We start from the raw sequence: 23,955 nt of genomic DNA, 5'->3' as shown, positions 1-23,955 counted from the left end.
CAGAGACGTAGTTGAATTTATGCGTTATGAAAGTATAAATTTGTGAAAATTTATATTTTCATATTAGCTAAAAAAAAGAAGCTGATTTTAAGTTCAGCTTCCTTTGTTAGTTAAATATTCTAGTACATTTTTAACGGCTGCTTCTCCTTGGTCGATACAATCCGGGACGCCGACACCGCCGTAGGATGCTCCAGCTAAAAACACGCCCGGCAGTTCTTGTTTCATAGCCTCCAGAATGGAATTGAGCCGCTGTTTATGCCCGACCGTATATTGAGGCATCGAGTTTTTCCAGCGGGAAATGACGGCAAAATCAGGACTCATATTAATTTGCATGATTTTGTTTAAGTCATCAAGGACGATTTTAACGATTTGGTCATCGGACAGATCGACTACCGTTTCATCCCCCGCCCTGCCTACATAACAGCGGAGCAAAACTTTTCCCTCCGGCGTAGAATGCTCCCATTTTTTATGTGTCCAGGTACAGGCCGTTATTGTATAATCACTGTTTCTAGAAACGACAAAGCCAGTCCCATCTATGTCCTCATTTATGGCCTCTTCCGGGAAGGCCAAGGCAACTGTGGCAACGGAAGTCGAGGGAACATATTTCAAAGGTTCAAAAAAACGATAATCCGAAAACATCGCCTGCGTTATTTTGTGAGGGGTGGCAGCAATAATACTATCGGCTGTCAGGCATTCCCCATTGTTCAGATAAACCTCATATTTATTATTTACCCGAGCGATGTTCTCCACCCGATGCCCTTTTAAAACCGAGCTGGCATCTAATTTTGCTTCAATCGCTTCAGCAAAGGATTGCAAGCCTGTTTTAAAGGTGAGGAATCCGCCTTTTTTTGATTTCCCTTTATCACCCTGCTGTTTTGGCTGCGCCGGAGTTGATTTTTTCATCCCCAATATCAGGCTGCGGTGCTTCTGTTCCACCTCATAAAATTGCGGAAAGGTGGCCATCAAACTCATTTGATCGATATCGCCTGCGTAAATTCCTGAAAGCAGCGGTTCAATTAAGTTCTCGACCACTTCATCACCCAACCGCCTTCTAAAAAAATGACCTAATGCTTGGTCTTTTCCGCTTTCAGAGCGGGGCAATATTAAATCGGCCGCTGCTCTCAGCTTCCCTGGAATGGAAAATAACCCCGTTGTCATAAATGGCCCCACTTCGGTCGGGATTCCCATGATTGAGCCGCCCGGCATGGAATGGAGCTTTTCATTCACCAAAACATAGGATTTCCCCGTTGAGTTTGGTACTAATTGATCGTCCATCCCAACTTCCTTCGCCAGCCGGATGATACTCGTTTTTCTGGCCAAGAAGGAATCCGGACCTCTTTCAATGGTGAAACCGTCTCTTACAACAGTCTGCATTTTTCCGCCGAGTCGGTGCGAGGCTTCAATAAGTTGGATCTCCAGCGGGAGATTTTTCTCCTTTACTTCTTTTTGAAGATAATAGGCTGCGGTCAAACCGGCAGCTCCCCCACCAATAATAATTACCTTCTGTTTTTCTTCTGCCACCTGACGTCACCTTCTTCAAATTGAATTTCCAAGTTCCTAATCCGCTAACTTCTTTAAGATGACGGTTGACAATGTATCAATGAATTCTTCCTTTGCATTAGGCATTTCCGGTCGATAGTAGCTCACGCCCAATTCACGGGTAACAGCCTTACATTCATAATCATTATCATATAGAACCTCAAGATGGTCCGAAACAAATCCAACTGGTGCATAAACGAATGCCTTATAGTGATGGTTATGATATAAATCTCTCGTTAAATCTTGAACATCAGGTCCTAACCATGGCTCCGGCGTATTTCCTGCGCTTTGCCAGCCAATCACATAATTCTTTACTCCTGCTTCAGCAGCAATTAAATCCGCAGTTTCTTGCAGCTGTTTTGGATATGGATCCCCAAACTGAAGAATTTTTTCCGGCAGACTGTGGGCCGAAACGATCAGCACCGCATGATCCTTTTCTTCTTCAGGCATTTGTTCAAAAGTTTGTTTGAGCTTATCCGCCCAGTAAGAAATAAACTTTGGTTCCTGATACCAGCTTTCAATCGTTTTTATCGTAAGTCCGCCTAATTTTTCTGCCTCTTCAACCGCTCTGCCATTATAGGATTTTACGCTAAAAGTTGAAAAATGCGGGGCAAGCACGATACTTACTGCCTCTTTTATGCCGTCCTCATGCATCTGTTTAACGGCATCTTCAATAAACGGCTCAATATGCTTTAAGCCAAGATACATTTTAAATTCGACTTCATCTTGAATTTTATTTAAATATGCTTCTAGCTTTTCACCTTGTTCAAGGGTGATTTTTGCCAAAGGAGAAATCCCGCCAATCGCTTCATAGCGATTACGTAGGTCCTCAATCATTTCCGGAGTTGGTTTTCTCCCATGCCGGATATGGGTATAGTATCTTTCCAGGTCGTCTGCATTGTAGGGGGTACCGTATGCCATCACCAGCAAGCCCATTTTCTTTTTCGTCATCGTTTGCACCTCTTATGTAATTTTCCGTATTCCTTTTATTAGGGATAGGGCCACAAGGCTTGTGCAGTCTCAACCTGACATCCCTTATGGCCCTTTTTAATAGCTCTTTTATTTTGCCAAAAATCTGCTCTTAATACCAATAAAAAGCTTAATTCAACAGGTTATCTGCCGTTTTTCGCTGCTGAATATTCATGAACAAAAGCCGTAAGTTTTTTCAGGTTTTCCGGATTAACAGACGGGAATACCCCGTGGCCTAAATTAAAGATATATCCGCCTTGCTCCATTCCCTGATCTAAAATGGCTTTTGCCCTCTCTTCAATTACTTCCCATGGAGCCAAAAGGATCGCTGGGTCAAGATTTCCCTGGACTGTTTTCTGAATCCCCATTTCCCGTGCTTGGCGGATTGGCAGACGCCAATCAAGACCGACAACATCCAGCGGCAGGTCATTCCATTCCAATGCCAGGTGGCTTGCGCCGACACCGAACATGATTAATGGAACATTCTCTTCTCTTAATGAAGAAAAAATCCGGTTCATGACTGGTTTAATAAAATAACGGTAATCCTCCACATTTACAGCGCCAACCCATGAATCAAAAATTTGAATAGTGCGTGCTCCGGCTTTGATTTGCGCTTTTACGTATGTAATGACCATATCGCCTAGTTTATCCATCAACGCAAACCAGGCCTTCGGCTCAGCGTACATAAACGCTTTTGTCTTATTATAATTTTTCGAAGGGCCGCCCTCGATCATATAACTAGCAAGCGTAAATGGGGCACCGGAAAATCCGATTAAAGGCACGGATAATTGTTCCTCTGTCAATAATTTAATCGTATCGATCACATAAGGAATATCTTCTTCAGGATGCAATTCCCCTAGTCTTTCCACATCCGCAAGGGAACGAATTGGATTGTCAATGACCGGACCGATGCCGCCTTTGATTTCCACGTTCATCCCGATGGCCGGAAGCGGTGTCATGATATCCTTGTACAAAATCGCGGCATCAACATTATATTGGTCAACAGGCAGGCGGGTGACATATGCACACAATTCCGGCTGATGAGTAATTTCAAATAGAGAGTATTTTTCTTTAATTTCCCGGTACTCCGGCTGTGAACGTCCTGCCTGGCGCATGTACCAAACTGGAACATAATCCGTCTTCTCTCCCCGAGCTGCTTTTAAAAATGTTTCATTAATAGGCTTTGCCATAAAAATAAGTCCACCTTTCAAGACATTCTGTTTACCATTTTAATATATAGAACAAGATTTTAAAAACTTTCTTTCATACACAGTTGTCTTCACTATATCGATAATTTCCTCCTCTGCATAGCAAACGATTACTTTTGTCAAAAAAAAGTCGATTTTTACGTTTGAAAATGAGTTTAAATAAGAAAATAGTTTTTGCATAAGCTATTACTTAAGATTAGCTTAAGGGGGATTTGAAAAATGACCGTATATATTACCAGCGGAACACTCGATTTTTTAAAAACGATTAAAGCGAAATATCCCGCTGAAAAAATTATGATGATGAGCAGTGCAAATGGAGCATTATTATTCCATGAAACTGCCAGAAAAACCGTTTTTAATGAACCAAGGAAATATGAAGTCTTTGAATCAATCGGGGAAATGAGTGGCGAAGGGTTTGTTGTTATGAAAAATCTTCCCGTTACACCTGAAGGACACCCCATATTTGAACATCACCTAAAAAATCAGAGCAGGAAACTGGAAGGCACACCTGGTTTTATCGCCCTTCGCGGGCTCCGCCCCTTGGCTTCAAATACATATATAATTATGATTGTGTGGACCGATGAAAAATCTTTTGAAGATTGGCATGTCACGAATTCATTTCTTGAAGGGGATAAAAACAATCCCGAGAATGACGATCTTCCAAACATATTCGAAAGTGCACCCTATATCAGCAGCTACACAATTGAAGATTAATTTTTCAAAAGGAATGGAGAATCTAGCCATTCCTTTTTCCTTTCCACGGTTAAAAATTTTGTTTTTCCTCCCGCTCACCTCTTTTAAGCAAATTCATATTCTGTATTACATCCAGCCGGGCGGATACCTATTACAAAAGTCCATGGATGAAAGAAAGGAGGTTAATTTTATGCTCGTGGAGCTTACTGCTCTTCATTGGATATATGTCGTCTTTATTGCACTGATTATTGGTTTTATGGTCATGAGACGAGACACGACAATTGTCTGCATTGCCGGTATTTTCTTAATTGGTCTTATCGCCACAGGCAGTTTAAGTCATGCGATAAGCAGCATTTTTAATAGTTTTGCATATGCGATAACAGAATTATTGTCCACGATCCTTGTCATCTCCATCATTGTGGCGATGAGCCATACGTTAACCACAACAGGGATCAATGATGTGATGATTTCGCCTTTCCGGAAGCTGATTCGCAACCCGGCATTAGCATACTGGACAATCGGAATTTTAATGATGGTCATCTCCTGGTTCTTTTGGCCTTCACCCGCGGTAGCTTTGCTCGGTGCCGTCCTTCTTCCTGTTGCCATTAGGGCTGGGCTCCCTGCTTTGGGCGTTGCCATGGCCATGAACCTATTCGGGCACGGAATTGCTTTATCGGGTGATTTTGTCATTCAGGCTGCACCGAAACTGACATCTGATGCCGCCGGGATACCCATCCAAGATGTCATTGATGCCAGCATTCCTTTAGTATTTATCATGGGTATTGTGACAACGATTGCGGCCTTTTACTTCCTGCGCCGTGACATGAAGCGGGGAATTCTAAAGGCCGATACATCGATTATCTCCGCTTCTGAAGCTGAAACCACACAGCAGGGGCTGCTTTCTCTCTCCCAGAAACGATTCTTTGCCATAATAGTTCCTTTATTATTTGCCGCTGACGTTGCTGCGATGACAATCCTTGATTTAACCGGTGGAGATGCGACAGCTTTGATTGGCGGAACCTCGATTTTAATTCTTCTATTAATCTCATTGACAAGTTTCAAAAATGAAGGTCTTGAAAAAACAACAAGTTACTTGATTGAGGGCTTCCAATTTGGTTTTAAAGTCTTTGGTCCAGTCATTCCAATTGCCGCTTTCTTCTACTTGGGAGATGCCGGCTTTACGAAAATCATCGGAGAATATCTGCCGAAAGCCTCTCATGGAATAGTCAACGACCTAGGTCTGGCACTTGCTAACATCGTTCCGTTAAGCAAGGCGGTTGGAGCCGTTACTCTGACTGCTGTTGGTGCCATTACCGGACTGGACGGCTCAGGATTTTCCGGTATCTCACTAGCAGGTTCAGTTGCTGCTCTTTTTGCCGTCGCGATTGGAAAAGGGGCGGCTACCCTGACTGCGCTGGGTCAAATCGCCGCCATCTGGGTTGGCGGTGGAACCCTTGTCCCTTGGGCCCTCATCCCGGCGGCGGCAATTTGTAATGTTGACCCCTTCGAACTTGCACGGCGAAATCTCGTTCCGGTCGTGATCGGCCTTGTGGTGACCACGATAGCGGCAATGTTTCTAATCTAACTATCTAAATGGGGCTGAAAATCTTCAGCCTCTTCTATTTGTTCCATATCTTATATAAATGTTAAAATAGTATGAAAAAGAGGCTATTTATTTCTAAGGAAAACTCGTCGATTGGCGAGCCCTAAGGGCGGTTCATGAGGCGTAGTTGCACTTATACTTTCTTAATAGCTAGTAAAGACTGAGAGGGGGATTTACATATGTTAGATGAATTGTTTGCTAAATTAGAAAATTCCTATGAGGAAATGGTCTCCATTCGCCGACATCTTCACCAGCATCCAGAACTATCCTATCAAGAATACGAAACGGCCAAATTTATTGTTTCCTTTTATGAAAAACTTGGAATTAAAGTGAACAGCAATGTCGGCGGGAACGGTGTAGTAGCAAAGGTTTATGGTAAAAAGCCGGGTAAAACCGTGGCATTGCGGGCCGATTTTGATGCCCTGCCGATTCAGGATGAAAAGGATGATATCCCATATAAATCAACAGTGCCAGGAGTTATGCACGCTTGCGGACATGACGGGCACACCGCCACCCTTCTGCTCCTTGCCAAAGCATTGAATGAACTTAAGGACAATCTCGAAGGAACCTATGTGTTTATTCACCAGCATGCCGAAGAATATGCCCCAGGTGGTGCCATTTCGATGATAGAGGATGGCTGCTTAGAAGGTGTGGATGTGATCTTTGGAACCCACTTATGGGCAAGCGTGCCAACTGGTACGATTCAATATCGAACTGGCCCTTTTATGGCAGCTGCAGACCGGTTTGAAATTGAAATTCAAGGCAAAGGCGGGCATGGCGCACAGCCTCATACGACAAAAGATGCGATCGTGACAGCCTCCCAGCTTGTCTTAAATCTTCAGCAAATTGTCAGCCGCAAGGTTAATCCGATTGATTCGGCCGTTGTCTCCATTGGATCATTTACTGCTCAAAATGCCTTCAATGTCATTGCCGATAAAGCAAAGCTTATTGGGACGGTACGGACCTTCAATGAGGAGCTTAGAAGCTTTATTGAAGAAGAAATTGAACGAATTGTCCACGGCACCTGTTATATGTCAGGCAGCACTTACGACTATAAGTATTTTCGCGGCTATCCGCCAGTGGTGAATCATGCCAAGGAAACGGAATTCCTGGCTGCCTGTGCTCACCTTGCAGCAGAAGTAAAAATCGTGGAAGAGACCGAACCGGACATGGGCGGAGAAGATTTTGCCTACTATTTGCAAAAGGTGCCGGGAACCTTCTTCTACACCGGAGCAAAGCCGGAACGCGATGATGCTGCTTACCCGCATCACCATCCACGATTTGACATCGATGAAAAAGCTATGCTGATTGCTGCCAAGACATTGGGAACAGCAGCCATAAAGGTGCATAACGAGTAAATGGAAACTCGCCGATTGGCGAGTCCGGTAGGACGAAGACAGAGGCGTAGTTGAATTTATGCGTTAGGAAAGTATAAATTTGTGAAATACTTTCCTATTAGCTAAAGAAAAAACCCCTGAACTTTATTTAAAGCTCAGGGGCTTTTTGCAAAATTCTTAACCGATAAGCGTTCATCGCCGTTTCGCCTAATGTTTTCATTAGGTTGTTATTGGCGTATGCCCCAACAAAGGCGCCGATCCCCGGAACAAGCTGAAGCATTTTGACAAAATCAATATAATCCCGGTATTCCTGCTGGAACTTCCGCCAGTCCATTTCCACAAGTACCTGCTTTCGCTCCTCCCAGTTTTCAATCTCAGATAACGTGTTTCTGCGGATTTCATCGCTTGAAAAAGCAAGCTGAAAGACATGAAGAATAAATAACCTTTCCTCATATTCCTTCGTATTGAAGCCGTAAACGGAGGCTGCATCAAATAAGAACTTCATCTTGATGGTTAACAGCAAAGGGAAGTCTGCCAGCCCCAGCAAAATCCCACCCGCACCAGTGCCGGCCCCTTCCACCATCGCTGTTTTTTGGTAGGTGGCAATTTTTTTGCGGACTAATTCATCTCTTTCTTCAAGAGTTAACCCTTCTGCGGCATTTCTGTTGGTGGTCATTTGCGAACTAAATAAAGTAGCCTTTACCATTGTTTTAATGCTGTCCGTCATGACTTCATGAACTTTTTCAGGGATGATTTCATTGATTTTCCCTTGCGCCTTTTTCGATATCCTATTCATCATTCCCGACCGTCTTATCAATTTTCGTTTCCAGTCTTGAACTTCATCATATACCTTTAATTCATAATCGTTCATCAAACCTCACCTCGCCATACTAATTTTATGCGTAAATACGTAAGAATCAGCCGTTTGGTTTCAAAAAAAAACCCCTTTGCCTAAACTCAAAGGGGGGTCATTTTATCCTTCATTCTATTTTTACTGTAAAAATAAACAAATAAGAAGTTAAACAATAGTCCTGCGGCAAGTTCCAATAATGCCAGGGATATTTCTCCCTTCAGAAAAATAAACAGGGCAAAAACAATGTTTTCGATTGTTAAAATGACCATCAGCAATAAATGAAAATCATCATGCTTGTGTTTTTCAGCAACCGGATAAAGGTCGACCCACAGCTTGTTTTGGTGGTGATGGATAAGCGGAAGCAGTTGAAATCCAGTTAAATATAAAAACAAAATACTGATGAGAATTTGTCCCAATCCAAACGAAATAAAATAAATCCCTAGTATACCAATAACCGTTAAGCGGACAAACAGTCCGAGATAATCCGATGACCGCAAAAAAGTCCGTGCATACAAATAGAGATACGTTTTTTCTTGTAAAAAGCGAATCCCCCCCAAGAGGAAATCCAGCCATTTTCTTCTTTTTACCGTATCCTTTAGTTTCGGCACATCTGTAAACATATTTGCAAGCCGATAAAAGGAAGCCATTCTTTTTTCTTCCTGATCAATTAATAAATCCCATTTTAACCCTAGGGCTTTTGTTCTGTTATGGAAAAAGAAATAATACAAGACCATAATCAAAGCAATGACCAAAAGGACTACAAAATTTGCCTGTTTAAACAGCAAATAGGTTAGCGAGAGATTAATGAAATATCTGACGGTCAGATCCCATCTATGTACTGATATCTGAACAAAGTAAGAAATCCGCCAGCTGACTAATAGATTCCATCCCTTGATGACAAAAAGAACAATGAGAAACGGGAAAAATAAGCGAAAGCCAGTGCTGCTAATATGGGCATACATTGGCATAAGAACAGCAAAAATGAGTAAGAGTATGTAACCTTGAAAAATAAAGCTTACGAATCCGGAACGAAGAAAATACCCCTTTAATTTATCTTCTAACGGAAGCAAAAATACCTTATCCGCTTCCAATAAAAAATTATAAACTGGGCTGTATGTTAAGAAAAAACTGATAAACAGGGCTAGAATAATTTCCGCCGGAAAATCAGTTGATAAAGTTTTAATCCACTCCTGATAATAATAAGCACCGCTGCCAATCAGAAACAATAAAACAATGACAAGATGGCCATTAAAAATATAGCGAAGATACGTGCTCAAATCCTTAACACGCCGGCCTGCCCGTTCCTTCCAAAGTTTCACCGCATTAAACATAATTTTCTTCCTTTGTTAACTGAATATAGATGTCATCTAATGACGCGGCCGGCATCGAAAATTGCTCCCTAAGCTCTGTAAGTGTCCCTTTTGCCCGAATTTTCCCTTCATGCAAAATAACAAACCGGTCGCAATATTTTTCCGCAGTGGCTAGAATATGGGTCGACATTAAGATTCCCGCCCCATTGTCTTTCATTTTCTTCATTAAATCGAGCAATGATTGGATACCGAGCGGGTCGAGGCCGACAAACGGCTCGTCTACGATGTAGAGCGATGGCTGCACAAGGAATGCGCACATGATCATCACCTTTTGCTTCATCCCTTTAGAAAAATGAGCTGGAAACCACTTTAGGCGCTTCTCCATCCGAAATTCAGTGAGCAATGGAGATACGCGGGATTTATAGTCCGTTTCAGAAAGTCCATAAGCCATCGCCGTTAAGCGTAAATGCTCCTCCAATGTTAATTCTTCATATAAAATTGGTGTTTCCGGAACAAACGTAAACATTTTACGATATGCCTCTTTATGATCTGTGATGGTTTGCCCATTTATTTTTATGACACCTTGATGTGGTTCCATTAATCCGATGATATGCTTAATGGTTGTGCTCTTTCCTGCGCCATTCAACCCAATTAGGCCAACCAATTCTTTTTCGTTCACCTCAAAAGAAACGTCTTTTAAGACCGGATTCCTTGTGTAACCGCCAACTAGATTTTCAATCGTTAATAAAGACATTTTTTTAAGTCCTTCCCTTAATGATTTCCTTTATTTTATCAAATCGTTTTCAATAAAAATAGAAATTCAATTTTATTTGTATATTTCCTTTTCAATCGGACATCATAATATTCGAAGGGGAGTTCAATTGATGAAGTGATTCATCAACCACTTGAAATGAGGTGTCTACAAAAGACAATATCCGTTTCAAACCCAGAAGCTTCTAAAAACGTTTCAAAACAAGGGGATGGTTGTATTGTACAATGTGCATGGTAACCATTTTGAGTTCAAATAACACCAGGTTTTTGGATAAAAAACTGAAAATGAGGTGTTTGTCGCAGACATCGTCCGTTTTTAAAGGTAAGAAAACCGATAAAAACAAATAGGGGATGGTCAGCTTGAACAATGATGTTTCTTTATAACAACACTCTACTGTAAAATGAGGTGTTTATCAAAGAACACTCCTATTGAACGTCAAATTTGAAGCAATTTCCCCTTCGAGAGGGCGGGATTCTAAGCGAATCCTGCTCTTTTCTTTTTTGCGAAAGAATTCTATGGTAAAATATACAAAATATAATGAAAGGCTGGTCCCAAAAATGAACGATTGTATTTTCTGTAAAATTGTTAATGGTGAAATTCCTTCCGCAAAAGTATTTGAAAACGAACATGTCCTAGCCTTTATGGACATCAGTCAGGTAACAAAAGGGCATACATTGGTCATCCCAAAGATACATAAAGAAAATGTCTTTGAACTGACGCCCGAAATCGCCAGAAACCTATTCGAAGTGGTCCCTGCCATTGCCAACGCTTTAAAACAGGAATTTGAACCGGCCGGTTTAAATACCATTAACAATAATGGCGAGTTAGCTGGACAAACTGTTTTCCATTACCACATGCATTTAATTCCTCGTTATGGCAAGGGAGATGGCCTTGGTGTAGTCTGGAAAAATAATCAAAGTGACTATACACCACAACTGCTCCAGGAAATGGCAGCCAATATTGCCAAGAAATTATAGGCCCGTACAATAAGTTATCTGAAAATTATTTCTTTATTATTATTATCGTAATATGCTATAATGTGTATAAATTCTTCGCTGCAGGCAATGAGTGCACTGCAGGAGGAAAAAAGCTTTAGAAGAGCAGAGGAGAGATGAGAAATGAAAACAAAAAACCTTGTCATTTTAGCACTTTTAGCGGCGATTGGATTTGTGCTGCACGCGGTAATGCCGGCGTTCCTGACGATTAAACCAGATATGATGCTGGCGATGATGTTCTTAGGAATTATTCTTATTCCGGAAATCAAAAGCGTTATGCTTTTGGCGATTGTTACAGGAGTATTATCTGCGATCACCACTCAGTTCCCTGGGGGGCAGTTTCCAAATATCATTGATAAGCCCGTCACTGCATTAGTTTTCTTCGGATTATTTTTAGCATTAAAAAAATACCGCAGCTCTATTGTAAGTGTTGGTGTTTTGACAGCGATAGGAACGATCGTGTCCGGAACAGTCTTTTTAACAACTGCCTATTTCTTGGTTGGTCTGCCTGGCCCATTTGCTGCACTGTTTGGCGTAGCTGTTTTACCTGCTGCTGCCATCAATACTGTCATAATGGTTATCTTGTACCCAATCGCGCAATCGATTGCTAAAAGAACTAAATCATCAACTGTTTCCGTCATTGAAAAGTAATGACAGGTACGTTAAGAAAAGAACCCTTAAGGGTTCTTTTCTTAAATTCACTTTAGAAAAAATAGGTAAACAATAAGGCTAACACTAAAAAGATTCCCCCGCCGCTAGCGCAGACAGCTGCCCTTTTCTTTATTATTTGTTTAGGCGGATAAACACCTGGTTTCGTTAAATCAATGACAAACTTACCTGTACCCATGAAAAAAATGGCACTTAGAACAAAAAACATGATAGCTGCACTTTTCATAGTAAGATCCCCCTGCAGGATTCCAATTTTCAATTGATGTTGTAACTATTTATATGTTTTTCTGTCCATACCTATGAAAAATTTAGTAACACTATATAAGTAAATTAATTTTTAAAAAAATATTCAAAAAGTTTCCATTTTTCTTATTAATCAATTATAATAAAATAGAAATCTTTTAAACAATTTAAATTTCAATATAAAATTATCGTAATTTCTAAAAATTTTGTGAATTTTTTCTTTATTAATTTTTATTTTATTGGCATAATGAAAATAGAGTAATAATAAAGTAGGTGAAAATGGAGATGACGGAGAAACAATATTCGGCCAAGGAAGCAATGATTTTTAGTCAAAGAATTGCGCAATTAAGCAAGGCGTTATGGAAATCGATTGAAAAAGATTGGCAGCAATGGATAAAACCGTATGATTTAAATATTAATGAACACCACATTCTTTGGATTGCCTACCATTTGAACGGTGCATCTATTTCCGATGTAGCCAAATTTGGTGTCATGCATGTCTCAACAGCTTTTAATTTTTCAAAAAAATTAGAAGAACGAGGCTTGCTGAAATTTTCTAAAAAAGAAAATGACAAACGGAATACGTATATCCAATTGACACCAGAGGGTGAAAACATTCTCCTGCAGTTAATGGAAACCTATGATCCAAATGCCTACTCAGCATTTACCGGCGCACTGCCTTTACGGGAATTATACGGAAAATTCCCGGACATCATTGAAATGATGGCAATTATCCGGAATATTTATGGACAGGACTTCATGGAGATTTTCGAACGTTCCTTCCATAATCTTGAAAGTAAGTTTGTGGAAGAAGACGGGAAGCTAAAAAAATCAGAGGAAATAGAACAAGAACTGGCCTAACTAGGCTAAATAAATTTTTCAAATTCCTGAAAAAGTGATTTGTATAGATTCTGTGATAGACATGCTTTGATGGTTTGTCCGATATCTAGTTTGTCAGGCATTGAGATCGAAAGCTCATCAAAAAGCGGATGAAAGTATACATACCCTTCCGCTTTTTGTTCTTCCAATTTTTTGCTCAGTTTATCACATATAGAATAAAAATGATTCACTTCTGATTCGGAAAGGCCGGATTCAATGATCATTCGAGTGAACTTCTTGGATGGATGATCCACTACCTCTAATAACAGCTTTTGATGAAATTCAAGCATATTTATTTTTTCTGCCAGCATTTCATATTTATCCATGAAAAGCCCCCCTTTTCCATATTATTCACCTTTTTGGGACTTGGATAAACCTATTTCAGTATTTACTTATTTGGCATCAAAATCTGAGAACCTTCCATTCTTTTTGACTATCTTTTTAATAAATTATTTGGTAAGGTAAAATGGAACAGTATCTGGGGGGAGGGATTTCTTATGATCTCCATTTTTATCGTTTTTGCCATTTTTATTTTGTTTTATGTAAATAAAATGACCAGTTCATTATGTATTCAAAAAGAAATTCCGGAAGAACGTCAGCACAAGGTGTTTCGTACAATTAATGTTCTCGTTACTATTTTATTAATTTCTTCCTATTTGGAAATTTTGTATACATAGTGTATAAGTAAAAAAACAAGCGATGAGGTGTCTCTCATCGCTTTTTACTTATGCTTAAATTACCCAAGCAGCACCAACGATAATCAATAAAATGAAAAGAACAACGATTAACGCAAAGCCTGCACCGTAACCCGCCCCACCAGACATATTTTTGCCTCCTTTCCGTTTCTACGATATACTATTCAACCTCCCTCCAATTCGACTAGGCTCTTATCTTATTTTTTCGGAAAAGACATGAATGGGCTTGTAAATTTTTGAAATGATAATCCTTTTAATTTTTTGCAGGAGTTGCCATTTATGTTATAGTTAAGGATGTGGACAAAAACCCATAAGAATTTACTATTTAGGAGAGATTCATCATGAAAAAATGGATAATGGCCCTAACGCTTGCAAGCTCAATCCTTGCCTTAAGTGCATGTAATCAAAATGGTTCGGAAACGGTTGCAGAGAGCAAAGCTGGGGATGTAACACAAGAGGATCTTTACAAGGCAATGAAGGATAAATTCGGCAATCAGGCATTACAGCAGCTTGTCTATGAAAAGGTTCTATCTAAAAAGTACAAAGTAACCGACAAAGAATTAGATGACAAAATTAAACAAATCAAAGAGGACCTTGGCTCAAACTTTGAAATGACCTTGGCCCAATATGGTTATAAAAGTGAAGCCGACCTAAAGAAAACAATGAAGCTTGGCATGCTGCAGGAAAAAGCGGCGATGAAAGACATTAAAATAACCGATAAAGAATTAAAGGATTACTATGATAATTATCAACCTGAAATTAAGGCACGCCATATTCTCGTTGCCGATGAAGCAACCGCTAACACTGTAAAGCAAAAGCTTGATGGCGGAGCAAAATTCGAAGATGTGGCAAAAGAATACTCAACTGATAAAGCTTCTGCCCAAAATGGCGGCGACCTAGGCTGGTTTGGGACTGGAAAAATGGACCCTGATTTTGAAAAGGCTGCCTATGCCCTGAAAGTTAATGAAATCAGCGCTCCAGTAAAAACTCAATTCGGTTACCATATTATTCAGGTTACTGATAAAAAAGAGAAAAAATCCTATGATGAAATGAAAAAAGATATTGAATATCAAGTAAAATCTCAAAAGTTAACTACCGATGTGATTAATAAAGCCATGGAACGTGAATTAAAAGACGCTAATGTAAAGATTAATGACAAAGACTTAAAAGACGCACTAACACCACAAACTGCAGCCCAATAAAAATCGGAAAAACGGAAGCGCCTCATTTTGCGCTTCCGTTTTTTTATTCGCTTGTGGCATGTTCACCTTTTCGGGCTTCCTTTTCTTTTTCAAGGCGCATCATATAGATTTCGCCCTCACGTTCTATATCCTCTTGTTCAAGCTGACGCTCTTCCCGCCCTGTTTTGATGGCCATTAACGCGCTAATGATAATCCCAACCACAACTGCATAAACCCAAATAGGTATAGTCAACTTCACTTGCCCCCTTCAAAATGGTTGTCCAATTTTCTAATAAATAATATTCATGGATTAAAAAATTATGCATAAAAAAAAGATAACCTCCAAGAGAGGCTACCCTTCCTATTTATGAAATGCAGGCTTGTAAAATGATCGATTATCCAGCGCAAAAACCCGTTCAGTAAACTCCCCTGGCTTAACTCTTTCCAAAGCCCGGTCAAGCATGTTCATTTTTGCATCGAGATTATCAATGTAATGAAGGATTTCTGCTTCTTTCACTAACGGTGGTTTGGGACTTCCCCACTCCGCTTTTCCGTGATGGCTTAGAACGAGGTGCTGGAGGATTAACACTTCCTCCCCGTTAATACCAAGTTCTTCAGCTGCTTTGCCAATTTCATTGATCATAATCGTAATATGCCCAAGTAGGTTCCCTTCGAGCGTATAAACAGTTGAAATTGGCCCGGATAATTCCATGACTTTGCCCATATCATGCAGGATGATGCCTGCATACAGCAGGTCCCTGTCAAGACTTGGGTATAGGCCGGAGATTGCTTTGGCGAGATCAAGCATGCTGACCACATGATAGGCAAGCCCGGAAACAAATTCATGATGATTTTTGGTCGCCGCCGGATACTCCAAAAATGCCTTCTGGTGCTTCTTTATTAAGTGGCGGGTAATCCTCTGGATATTTGGGTTTTTCATATCAAAAATATACTGGGTCAGTTTACTCACCATTTCATCCTGACTTAACGGTGCGGTTTCAAGGAAGTCTTCCAATTTCACCGCATCCGCTGGTCCGGTTCTTCGAATCTGGCGGATTTTCAACTGGCTTTTGCCCCGGTAATTTTGCACGTCCCCATGAATTTTGACAATCGTTTGGGCGGCATACATTTTTTCATCCTCTTCATTGGCATCCCAAAGCTTGGCTTCAATATCTCCACTTTGGTCTTGCAGTATTAACGTTAAAAACGGCTTTCCGTTGCTCGCAATTCCTTTTGTGGACGTTTTAATTAATAAATATAACTCAATCTGTTCCCCAACATCATAATGTAAAATACCTTTCGCCAACCTAGACACGCTCCCTTCCGATAGTAAAAGTATAACATATCCTTCTTTCACTCTATGAAATTATCTGAACAGCACCTTTTTCCAAGAAAAGAACATTTTCCTTTGGAAAGAACTGTAGTAAATGTTGATGACAAGTAAAAAATAAGATTTGATTTTGTTCCAGCGTTTTTATAAGCGCGATGACCCTTTCTGTTCTGCCAATATCAAAGTTTACGAAGCTGTCATCAATGATAATCGGGAACCGGTATTTTTCATAAAGGGTTGTAGCCAGTGCCAGTCTGATCGAAACATATAGCTGTTCTGTGGTGGCTTGGCTTAATTCGTTTGCTTCAAATAGGGTCCGGTCCTCCCGTTCTACTAGGAAACCAGTCCCCAATGGGTGCAGGTGTATTCGGTGGTATCTGCCATTTGTAAGAAAAGACAGAAACTCCTCCGCCCTTTCCAGCATTCTGGGCAAATGTTCATTTTTGTATTTCTCGATTGTTGCCGTCAAAATATTTTGTGCAAGAGAATATACAGCCCACTCTTTTGCTGTCTCCTCGAGTTCAAATTTTTTCAGCTTATAATGATGGAGAATATCAGAATAAACGCCGCCTTCTTCGAGAACCTGTAATTCGTACTTGACCTTGGCTTGCTCCTCCTGCAGTTCTTTTAATCTAGCATGCAATCGCTTAGATTCATCAAGGCCGGCAGTTATTAATTCATCCCAATTAAGGATGGTTAGGAAGCTTTCCCTCTCTTCCTCAGACAGGCTTGAATAGTTAAGCTGACTGCGGATATTGTCCAAATCAGCCAGCAGTTCGGATCTTTTTTCCGCCTTTTTTCCAAGTTCATAGAATTGCTGTTCCGTATCCGTATTAGCAGACTGAAGCAGCAAAGCATACTCCGCTTCAAGCTGTTCCAGTTCATGTGATTTGCCTTGCCAATCTGCTTCCATGCCAGCAAGCTTATTTTTTCTTTCCTGTTTTTTGATACTCTTTTCAAGCTCTTCCTTAAGTTTTGTCCTCAATAAAAATGCGGTCTTAAGTAAATCGAGATCCTTTTCCGGCAAAAAGCGTTTGCCATATTCCAGAATTCCTTCGGAAATCTGGCTTTGCTGCTGATTAGCTTTGTCCACTTTTGCAATTAGCTTATCCCGTTCCCATAAAATCTCTTTAAATTTTTCGATTTGTTTAAACGCTTCCTCCAAAAAGGCGTCCGCAAGATTATCAGGTATTTTTAATTCCCTGCTAACTGTAAGCAGCGTCTCCTTATGCTTACTAGAGGCAATCTCCCATTCCTCAAATTTCGAAATCACTTTTTCAAATTGGCTCTGCTGCTGCTTAAGCCTTAATTTTAACAGCTGCAGCTGTTCACGCCGCTGATTGTCTATCTTCAACTCTTCAGCAGCCTTGCTCAGATCCAGGTATTCGGCAGATTGCAGCTTTTCACTTACCTGTTTTTCTCTTTCCCGCAGTCCGTTTAGTTGTTGAACAAGCTGCTTTTCTTTAGCCTGCTTTAAGGATTGGAGCATGTATACGGCAAAAGCCAAACAGCCTCCTAACCCCAAGATCATCAGTACCCATTGTTTTGTCAGAAGTCCATAAAGGATTAGTCCGAGGAGGATCAGCTCTATCGTGATAAATTGAAGCTTAAGCCTTGATTTAGCATCCTGTTCCTGGTCAAGAGATCTTTGCTGGAAATGGATTTTTTCCTTGATTCCCTTTAATTCCTCTTCTAAGCCCCTTTTATCATTTCCGTGAACCTGTTTTTCAAGGAGCAGTCTGTCTTGGTCCGGCAAACATAAGCCCTCAGTCAAGAGAACCTCCTTTTCAATCGTCTCTAAGGCATTTTTTTCTTCCTCATACCGTTCATCCAGCTCCTCTTTTGCTTCCATCAGTTTTCTGCTTTGTTTTGCAGTTGTTTCAACCTGGTTTTTCATATACATATTTGTATTAATGGCTTGAAAATCTTGATCCTGCAATGGCAGATGGAGCTTCGCTTTTATAATGGAAAGTTCCGCCTCACAGTCAGCTAGCCTCTGTTCATATTGGCCCAGTTCCAATTTGAACTGATCAAAAATGGGCATCTGATCCAGTAACATTAATATCGCCGGCTCATTCTCGAGGAGCTCTTCATTTGGCTCCAAACCGGCTATTTCCAGCTTTACCTTTTCAATTCGTTCCGCAAGACTGTTCAGCTCTGCTTTGTAGGGAAGAATAAGTTGGTTTAATTTTTCGAGTCTTTCCATTCCTCGGACAGGGAACTGTACTTCTTCAAGTTCAGCAAGCTCGTTCTCAATCCACTTTTCTTGTTTAACAGAAGATTCTATCCTTTTCCATTCCGAAAGCTTTGCTGTATTTACCTGAAAGGTGGCAAGCTGTTCATTAAGATTAGCCATTTCCTGCAGCAGGCTTTCTTTTTTCGCTGCCAAGATCTCATATTCCTTATTTTTCGCAGCGGCTTTTTTTAGCTCTTGATTGACCTCATGAAGCTCCTGCAGTTTTTCATTTAGCTCAGGCTTTTTTCCCCCTGGCTTAAAGCGGGTATCCAGCTCCTTTTGGAGGGCAGCCTCTGCCTTTGCCAGTTGTTCTGTGCCTAGTGTTCCTGCGGAAAATAGGTATTTACCCAGCTCTTCACCCTTCATCTGGTGGATGTTTTGCAGCCCGTGTATATTGAAAGAAAAAATGGCCTGAAATAGATTTTTATCAAAGCTTTGTAGTAATTCCTTTAAAAGTTCCTCACCGCCAATGATCCCGTTATCCATGACTACCTTGACATCACCGGCGGCTTTTCCTTTTACCCGTTCAATTACTGCAAAGCCTTGACCTTCAAGATAAATTCGGATATTCCCGCCGTACTTTGTACCTTGTTTCGGTTCGTAGCGCAGCTCTGATTGCTGCTTAGTTGGAAAACCAAATAAAATACTATGTATAAAGGCCATAATCGTAGATTTTCCAGCCTCATTTTCCCCAAAGAAAACCTGAAATTCATTCAAATTTTCGATGATGACATTTTCCAGCTGCCCAAAACCGTAAATATTCATTGCCGTGATTTTCAATTTGGATTCACTCCTTTCTATTTATAAAGTAATTCAATTAGCAGCTTCTCCGCCCTATTAATTAGTTCATGCTGCTCACCTGAGGATAGGGGTGACAAATATTTTTTACCCAAGCGGTGCTCATACAAAACGGCCAAGGCTTCATCTACATGATCGAATTGTTCAATTGCACTAAAAAGCTCACCATAAAAATTGGCTTCTTTTTTTAATTGTTCCTTGTTCACCTGCAGCCTTTCGGAAAAAGATAGCTCCACAATCCAAACAAATGCTTCCTCCTCCTGTTCATCTTCCAACAAAAGATCTAGCAGATCCGTTTGCAAACTTCTTCTTTCCATGTCGTCTTCCAGGAGAATGTTTTTGATGGCTAGGGACAAGAATGTGCCTTTTTTATCCTTTCTCCAGGTATTTAGGCTTGACTGACATAATTGAAGAATATCATGAAAATTCTTCGCCGATGCTGCATCAATTTCAGCCTCTTCCCAGACAATATCTGCTGCTTCTACAAAGTCCAGTTTTGCCTCAAGTTCCGTAAGAGTGACATGATAAAATCCTTTTGCGTCTTTTTCCTTTTTATTTCTCCCTTGAATATTACCGGGATAGATAATCGGAGGATTTTCAGACAATACAGCGCGTTTATGGATATGGCCCAATGCCCAATAATCAAAGTCTTTATCAAGTAAATCCTTAACAGTAAACGGGGCATAGTTATCATGTTCGGAGGAAGAGCTTTCATTTCCATGAAGGATGCCAATGTGGAAATCTGTACCCACTGACTTCACATACTCATCTGTTCTTCTCTCAAACACATGCCGGGTTGGATAGCTGAATCCATAGAAGGATACTGTTTCACCTGACTTTGTCTGCAGTTCCATCCGTTCGACTTTGCTCCCAAACACATGGACATTGTCCGGCATGTCAAGGTGAACCCAGGAACCATTTAAATGGTCATGATTGCCGTGGATCACATAGACGGGAATTTCATGTTCTGCAAGCCTCTGCATTTCCGCTCTGAATCGAGATTGGGCCCGGAGACTGCGGTCCTCTCCGTCAAATAAATCACCTGCTATAATGACAAAATCAACCTGTCTTTCAATTGCTGTTTCAGTCAGCTTTTTTAAGGATGTAAAGGTGCTCTCTTTAACTCTTGAAAAAATAGCAGCGGGCAAATGCTTCAAACCGACCATTGGGCTGTCCATATGTAAATCGGCAGCATGAAGAAATGATAAATTTTTCATAAAATTTCCTCTCAAACGTTCTTTTCTTTTATTTTATCACGACTAATATACGAATGCACGTTCTTGTTATGATTAATAAAAAGCTTTACCATAAATGGTAAAGCTCAGACTGACTATTGGTTTTTTGTTAATTGCAAAGCTTTTTTAATATCTTTAAAGGAATTGGATTTGCCATACATCAAAACACCGCCGCGATAGACTCGTGCGCCAAAAATAGCTAATACGGCAATCGTTGCCACAAGGATGGCAATCCCTAAAACAGCCTCCCAAACCGGAATGGTCAGCATTCCCACACGGAGGAACATAATCATTGGCGTAAAGAATGGGATATAGGACGTGATGGTAATAAACGCAGCATCCGGCTTGCCAAGGCCAAACATGGCAATCATAAAACCACCAACAACCAATAACGTCATCGGGGTAATCATCTGTTGGACATCCTCAATCCTGCTGACCAGCGAGCCTAAAAAGGCCGCTAGGGTGGCATAAAGAAAATAGCCAAGGATAAAGAAAATCACTGCATAGACGATGGTTGCCGCCGGGATATCGCCAAACCCATACACTCCAAAGAAACCGTCTTTGAGGGACTCCATATTTTTTGTAAGAGAAAAATAGCCGACAATCAAAAATACCGCCAATTGTGTCAGGCTCAACAGTCCAATCCCAAGAATCTTCGCAAACATCTGCTTGATTGGCGAGACACTTGAAATCAGGATTTCCATTACCCTTGATGATTTTTCCGTTGCCACCTCCATGGCAATCATATTGGCATACATGATGACAGCAAAATAAATGATAAATAAGAGAACATAGACAAGTCCGCGTGCTTGATTTAGTTCCTCTTCTGTTTTCGCATTTTTCTCAAGCGCTGTTTTTTCAAACGAAACCGGCTCGTAAAGCTTTTGCAGCTGATCAGGTGCTAAATTAATTTTCGAAGCGGCGAGCATCGTTTTAACCTGCTGCAAGGCTGTCTGAAGATCCGTATACAACGCAGAATCAGCAATGCTCATTGCCTTATAGCCCGCTTCCGGAAGCCCTTCTTTGTTAAAACGCAATTCAAGCAATCCAGTAAACTTACCATTTTCGACCGCTTTTTCCGCTTCTTTTTCAGTACCTTTATAGAATGTTAAGTTTATATCTTTATTGATTGTTTTCAATTGCTGCTTGAAAGGCTTGTAAAGCTTGCCTGTCTCATCCAGGACAGCAACATTCTCTTTACCGCCGTTTTTATCAAAATTCTCGATGATATTTTGAAAGTTTGTTAACCCCAGAACAATTACGATTGTCAAAAAGGTTGTGACAATAAAGGATTTGCTTTTCAATTTATTCAGGTAGGTATGTACTAAAATAATCCAAAAATTATTCATATGCATTACCTACTTTCTCGATAAAAATATCATTCAATGACGGCTCTTCAAGGGCAAATTTTCGCAGCAAGCCTTTCCCGGCAATTTCCTTGAGGATTCCTTCCGCGACCTGTTCCCCTTCAATCTGTAATTCCAGCCCCTCCATTGTCGGTTTCGTCTTTACCACACCAGGAAAGTCTTTGATCGACTCCAAGGAAAAATCCGCATGGATAATGAGGTTCTTCTTCCCATAGGCGCGCTTGATTTCCTTTAAGGAGCCATGAACCACTGGACTTCCATTTTGCAGAATACAGAGATGTTCGCACAGTTCCTCGACATGATGCATTTGATGGCTGGAAAAGACAATGGTTGTTCCGTTTTCCTTAAGTCCTAAAACTGCCTCTTTTAACTGCTCGACATTGACAGGGTCCAGTCCGCTAAACGGTTCATCCAATATTAACAGCCTCGGTTTATGGATCACAGCAGCAATGAATTGAATTTTCTGCTGATTTCCTTTTGAAAGCTCTTCAACTCTTTTATTTTCGTATTCGGGTATTTTAAATTTTTCAAGCCAGCTTCTTAGCTCCATTAAAGCTTCATTTTTGGGCATTCCTCTTAATCTAGCTAAATAAACAACTTGGTCCCGGACCTTTAGTTTTGGATACAGCCCTCTCTCTTCAGGGAGATAGCCCACCAGATGGCTGGTAGAATAATCGAGTGGTTGATCGTCCCAGGTTATTTTACCGGAGCTTGCATCGAGTAACCCTAAAATCATTCGAAACGTTGTTGTTTTCCCAGCGCCATTTGCCCCCAAAAAACCAAACATTTCTCTCTCCGGAATCGTCAGAGATAAATCGCTGACAGCAGTAAATTCTCCGAAACGTTTTGTAACCCGTTCCAGTTTAAGTACCATTTTACCTACTCCTTTCCTCTTACAATACAAATATACCATATTATGGGTTTAATTTTCTCTTTGCACAATTTATAGAATTATGCAAAAATAATAGTGAGAATTTTTTTGAAAAGGGGTATGTGGAATGAAAACTTATAAATTAACGGCGTTTGAGGCAAATGGAGAAAAGATATTAGACGAAGCCTTCCAAGCAGAAAACGATGATGCTGCAAAAGCGCAGGGGGAAAAACTATTATCAGAGAAAAATTTACTAGATAAAACACACCGCTGCACATCTCCTGCAGGCAAACTGCTACTTTTTCATGCTTAAAAATCAGCAATAAGAGGCTGTCTTTTGACAGCCTCTTGTTTTATTTTCCGATAAAATTTGGCTTTCTTTTTTCAATAAACGCTTTGATTCCCTCTTTGTGGTCTTCGGTTTCGCGCATTTTCTGCTGGCCGTATTTCTCTAGCTCCAATATTTTTAAGAGCTGCGGGCGATTCTTTTCAGCCAATATCTTTTTCGTTTTGATCATCGCTTGAACAGGTCTTTGCAGCCAATCTGCCACTCTAGTATGTACAGCATCCTGCAGATCGCCTTCAGCTACTTCCTGAATAAGACCGATTGAATGCGCTTCCTCCGCACTCATCATTTTACCTTCCCAGATTACATGCTTTGCCTTAGTTTCTCCTAATCTTTTTTCCATGAAGAAATGGGCACCGCCATCTGGGATCAGCCCAATGCCGATAAAATTCATTGCCAGTTTGCTAGATTTTTCAGCGATTATATGATCGGTTGCTAACGCTAAACTAAACCCTAAGCCCGCTGCCGCACCGGTAATCGCGCTGATTGTTAATTTTGGCATGCTATATAAGGTGATCACCAGCTCACTGATACAGTCCATGAGCGGAAGAAATCCATTCTCGTCCATATCAGATAGCATTGTTTTAATATCTCCCCCTGCTGAAAACGCTTTTCCTTTTCCAGTTAAAATCAGGATATCCACATCATCCGATTCGCTGATTTCTTTCAGTTTGCTGACAAGGCCTTTTATCATATCCACGTCCATTGCGTTAAGCGCTTCCGGCCGATTCATTTCCAATGTGGCTACCCGGCCCTCTACTTGTAAGTTCACCTTTTCTGTGACAAAATTTAAAGCCATTTCCAATCCCCCCAATAAACTTGTTCA

The 23,955-nt window shown here is 40.7% G+C and carries 25 protein-coding genes; 9 read left to right on the top strand and 16 right to left on the bottom strand.

The genetic code is table 11. From position 1 onward, the window contains the following. Positions 1-93: 93 nt before the first annotated feature. The 3 genes from hemY to hemE form a co-directional block, all read right to left on the bottom strand. Complete coding sequence (gene hemY, locus ACFPA1_RS00580; protein ID WP_378580845.1) at positions 94-1,521, bottom strand: protoporphyrinogen oxidase; 1,428 nt, start codon at positions 1,519-1,521, stop codon at positions 94-96. Positions 1,522-1,557: 36 nt separating this feature from the next. Then, positions 1,558-2,490 carry a ferrochelatase gene (gene hemH / locus ACFPA1_RS00575; protein WP_378580843.1) on the bottom strand — a complete coding sequence of 311 codons (933 nt, stop codon included), beginning with the start codon at positions 2,488-2,490 and terminating at the stop codon, positions 1,558-1,560. A 161-nt stretch (positions 2,491-2,651) separates the two neighbouring features. Further along, positions 2,652-3,698 carry a uroporphyrinogen decarboxylase gene (gene hemE / locus ACFPA1_RS00570; RefSeq protein ID WP_378580841.1) on the bottom strand — a complete coding sequence of 349 codons (1,047 nt, stop codon included), beginning with the start codon at positions 3,696-3,698 and terminating at the stop codon, positions 2,652-2,654. A 237-nt stretch (positions 3,699-3,935) separates the two neighbouring features. Between hemE and ACFPA1_RS00565 the strand changes: the two genes are divergently transcribed. The 3 genes from ACFPA1_RS00565 (at position 3,936) to ACFPA1_RS00555 (ending at position 7,370) form a co-directional block, all read left to right on the top strand. After that, positions 3,936-4,430: an antibiotic biosynthesis monooxygenase family protein gene (locus ACFPA1_RS00565; protein WP_378580839.1), complete on the top strand. Its 495-nt coding sequence runs from the start codon at positions 3,936-3,938 to the stop codon at positions 4,428-4,430. 169 nt (positions 4,431-4,599) lie between these two features. Beyond that, positions 4,600-5,994 (top strand): hypothetical protein, encoded by a 1,395-nt coding sequence (locus ACFPA1_RS00560; RefSeq protein ID WP_213141063.1) that lies wholly within the window; start codon positions 4,600-4,602, stop codon positions 5,992-5,994. A 197-nt stretch (positions 5,995-6,191) separates the two neighbouring features. Next, positions 6,192-7,370, top strand: a complete 1,179-nt coding sequence (locus ACFPA1_RS00555) for a M20 family metallopeptidase (protein WP_378580837.1) — start codon at positions 6,192-6,194, stop codon at positions 7,368-7,370. Positions 7,371-7,497: 127 nt separating this feature from the next. Here ACFPA1_RS00555 and ACFPA1_RS00550 read toward each other — a convergent pair whose 3' ends face one another. The 3 genes from ACFPA1_RS00550 to ACFPA1_RS00540 all read right to left on the bottom strand — a co-directional run bounded on the left by ACFPA1_RS00550 (position 7,498) and on the right by ACFPA1_RS00540 (position 10,266). Beyond that, on the bottom strand, positions 7,498-8,220 hold the full coding sequence (locus ACFPA1_RS00550; RefSeq protein WP_378580835.1) for an EcsC family protein: 723 nt from the start codon (positions 8,218-8,220) through the stop codon (positions 7,498-7,500). Between the two features lie 86 nt (positions 8,221-8,306). After that, positions 8,307-9,533 (bottom strand): ABC transporter permease, encoded by a 1,227-nt coding sequence (locus ACFPA1_RS00545; protein WP_378580834.1) that lies wholly within the window; start codon positions 9,531-9,533, stop codon positions 8,307-8,309. After that, complete coding sequence (locus ACFPA1_RS00540) at positions 9,526-10,266, bottom strand: ABC transporter ATP-binding protein (RefSeq protein WP_378580832.1); 741 nt, start codon at positions 10,264-10,266, stop codon at positions 9,526-9,528. Before ACFPA1_RS00540 ends, ACFPA1_RS00545 begins: the two co-directional genes overlap by 8 nt. Before the next feature lie 575 nt (positions 10,267-10,841). Here ACFPA1_RS00540 and ACFPA1_RS00535 point away from each other — a divergent pair. Further along, a complete protein-coding gene (locus ACFPA1_RS00535) occupies positions 10,842-11,261 on the top strand; it encodes an HIT family protein (protein WP_213141068.1) in 420 nt (139 codons plus the stop codon). 141 nt (positions 11,262-11,402) lie between these two features. After that, on the top strand, positions 11,403-11,930 hold the full coding sequence (locus tag ACFPA1_RS00530; protein WP_378580830.1) for a tryptophan transporter: 528 nt from the start codon (positions 11,403-11,405) through the stop codon (positions 11,928-11,930). Between the two features lie 52 nt (positions 11,931-11,982). On the opposite strand, the gene ACFPA1_RS00525 is transcribed toward ACFPA1_RS00530, so the two are convergent. Next, positions 11,983-12,174, bottom strand: a complete 192-nt coding sequence (locus ACFPA1_RS00525) for a hypothetical protein (protein WP_378580828.1) — start codon at positions 12,172-12,174, stop codon at positions 11,983-11,985. 302 nt (positions 12,175-12,476) lie between these two features. Between ACFPA1_RS00525 and ACFPA1_RS00520 the strand changes: the two genes are divergently transcribed. Next, a complete protein-coding gene (locus ACFPA1_RS00520; RefSeq protein ID WP_378580826.1) occupies positions 12,477-13,052 on the top strand; it encodes an HTH-type transcriptional regulator Hpr in 576 nt (191 codons plus the stop codon). Between the two features lie 5 nt (positions 13,053-13,057). Here the strand turns inward: ACFPA1_RS00520 and ACFPA1_RS00515 are convergent, their stop codons facing one another. Further along, the gene (locus tag ACFPA1_RS00515; protein WP_378580824.1) at positions 13,058-13,396 is read right to left on the bottom strand and encodes a DUF1878 family protein; all 339 of its coding nucleotides are present in this window, start codon (positions 13,394-13,396) and stop codon (positions 13,058-13,060) included. Between the two features lie 171 nt (positions 13,397-13,567). Between ACFPA1_RS00515 and ACFPA1_RS00510 the strand changes: the two genes are divergently transcribed. Beyond that, on the top strand, positions 13,568-13,747 hold the full coding sequence (locus ACFPA1_RS00510) for a hypothetical protein (RefSeq protein ID WP_213116688.1): 180 nt from the start codon (positions 13,568-13,570) through the stop codon (positions 13,745-13,747). A 54-nt stretch (positions 13,748-13,801) separates the two neighbouring features. On the opposite strand, the gene ACFPA1_RS00505 is transcribed toward ACFPA1_RS00510, so the two are convergent. Next, positions 13,802-13,894, bottom strand: a complete 93-nt coding sequence (locus tag ACFPA1_RS00505; RefSeq protein WP_213141071.1) for a YjcZ family sporulation protein — start codon at positions 13,892-13,894, stop codon at positions 13,802-13,804. A gap of 212 nt (positions 13,895-14,106) precedes the next feature. Between ACFPA1_RS00505 and ACFPA1_RS00500 the strand changes: the two genes are divergently transcribed. Beyond that, the gene (locus ACFPA1_RS00500) at positions 14,107-14,967 is read left to right on the top strand and encodes a peptidylprolyl isomerase (RefSeq protein WP_213141072.1); all 861 of its coding nucleotides are present in this window, start codon (positions 14,107-14,109) and stop codon (positions 14,965-14,967) included. 43 nt (positions 14,968-15,010) lie between these two features. On the opposite strand, the gene ACFPA1_RS00495 is transcribed toward ACFPA1_RS00500, so the two are convergent. The 6 genes from ACFPA1_RS00495 to ACFPA1_RS00470 form a co-directional block, all read right to left on the bottom strand. Then, the gene (locus ACFPA1_RS00495; RefSeq protein ID WP_378580821.1) at positions 15,011-15,205 is read right to left on the bottom strand and encodes a sporulation YhaL family protein; all 195 of its coding nucleotides are present in this window, start codon (positions 15,203-15,205) and stop codon (positions 15,011-15,013) included. 102 nt (positions 15,206-15,307) lie between these two features. Then, entirely contained in the window at positions 15,308-16,252 is a 945-nt protein-coding gene (yhaM, locus tag ACFPA1_RS00490; RefSeq protein ID WP_213141073.1) for a 3'-5' exoribonuclease YhaM, read from the bottom strand. Between the two features lie 52 nt (positions 16,253-16,304). Then, positions 16,305-19,292 carry an AAA family ATPase gene (locus ACFPA1_RS00485; protein WP_378580819.1) on the bottom strand — a complete coding sequence of 996 codons (2,988 nt, stop codon included), beginning with the start codon at positions 19,290-19,292 and terminating at the stop codon, positions 16,305-16,307. A gap of 17 nt (positions 19,293-19,309) precedes the next feature. Then, positions 19,310-20,527, bottom strand: a complete 1,218-nt coding sequence (locus ACFPA1_RS00480) for a metallophosphoesterase family protein (protein ID WP_213141075.1) — start codon at positions 20,525-20,527, stop codon at positions 19,310-19,312. Positions 20,528-20,640: 113 nt separating this feature from the next. Then, positions 20,641-21,894, bottom strand: coding sequence for an ABC transporter permease (locus ACFPA1_RS00475; protein ID WP_378580817.1), 1,254 nt, complete (start codon positions 21,892-21,894; stop codon positions 20,641-20,643). Beyond that, complete coding sequence (locus ACFPA1_RS00470) at positions 21,887-22,786, bottom strand: ABC transporter ATP-binding protein (protein ID WP_378580815.1); 900 nt, start codon at positions 22,784-22,786, stop codon at positions 21,887-21,889. The genes ACFPA1_RS00475 and ACFPA1_RS00470 overlap by 8 nt, the downstream gene beginning before the upstream one ends. 124 nt (positions 22,787-22,910) lie before the next feature. Between ACFPA1_RS00470 and ACFPA1_RS00465 the strand changes: the two genes are divergently transcribed. Then, on the top strand, positions 22,911-23,096 hold the full coding sequence (locus tag ACFPA1_RS00465) for a YhzD family protein (protein WP_213141078.1): 186 nt from the start codon (positions 22,911-22,913) through the stop codon (positions 23,094-23,096). Positions 23,097-23,136: 40 nt separating this feature from the next. Here ACFPA1_RS00465 and ACFPA1_RS00460 read toward each other — a convergent pair whose 3' ends face one another. Then, a complete protein-coding gene (locus ACFPA1_RS00460; RefSeq protein WP_378580813.1) occupies positions 23,137-23,928 on the bottom strand; it encodes an enoyl-CoA hydratase in 792 nt (263 codons plus the stop codon). Positions 23,929-23,955: the final 27 nt, after the last annotated feature.

It is taken from the genome of Neobacillus sp. GCM10023253, from assembly GCF_042653105.1.
GTDB classification, from domain to species: Bacteria; Bacillota; Bacilli; order Bacillales; family Cytobacillaceae; genus Neobacillus; species Neobacillus citreus.
Note: the sequence above shows the minus strand (reverse complement) of the source record. Positions and strands in the feature narration are given on the sequence as shown.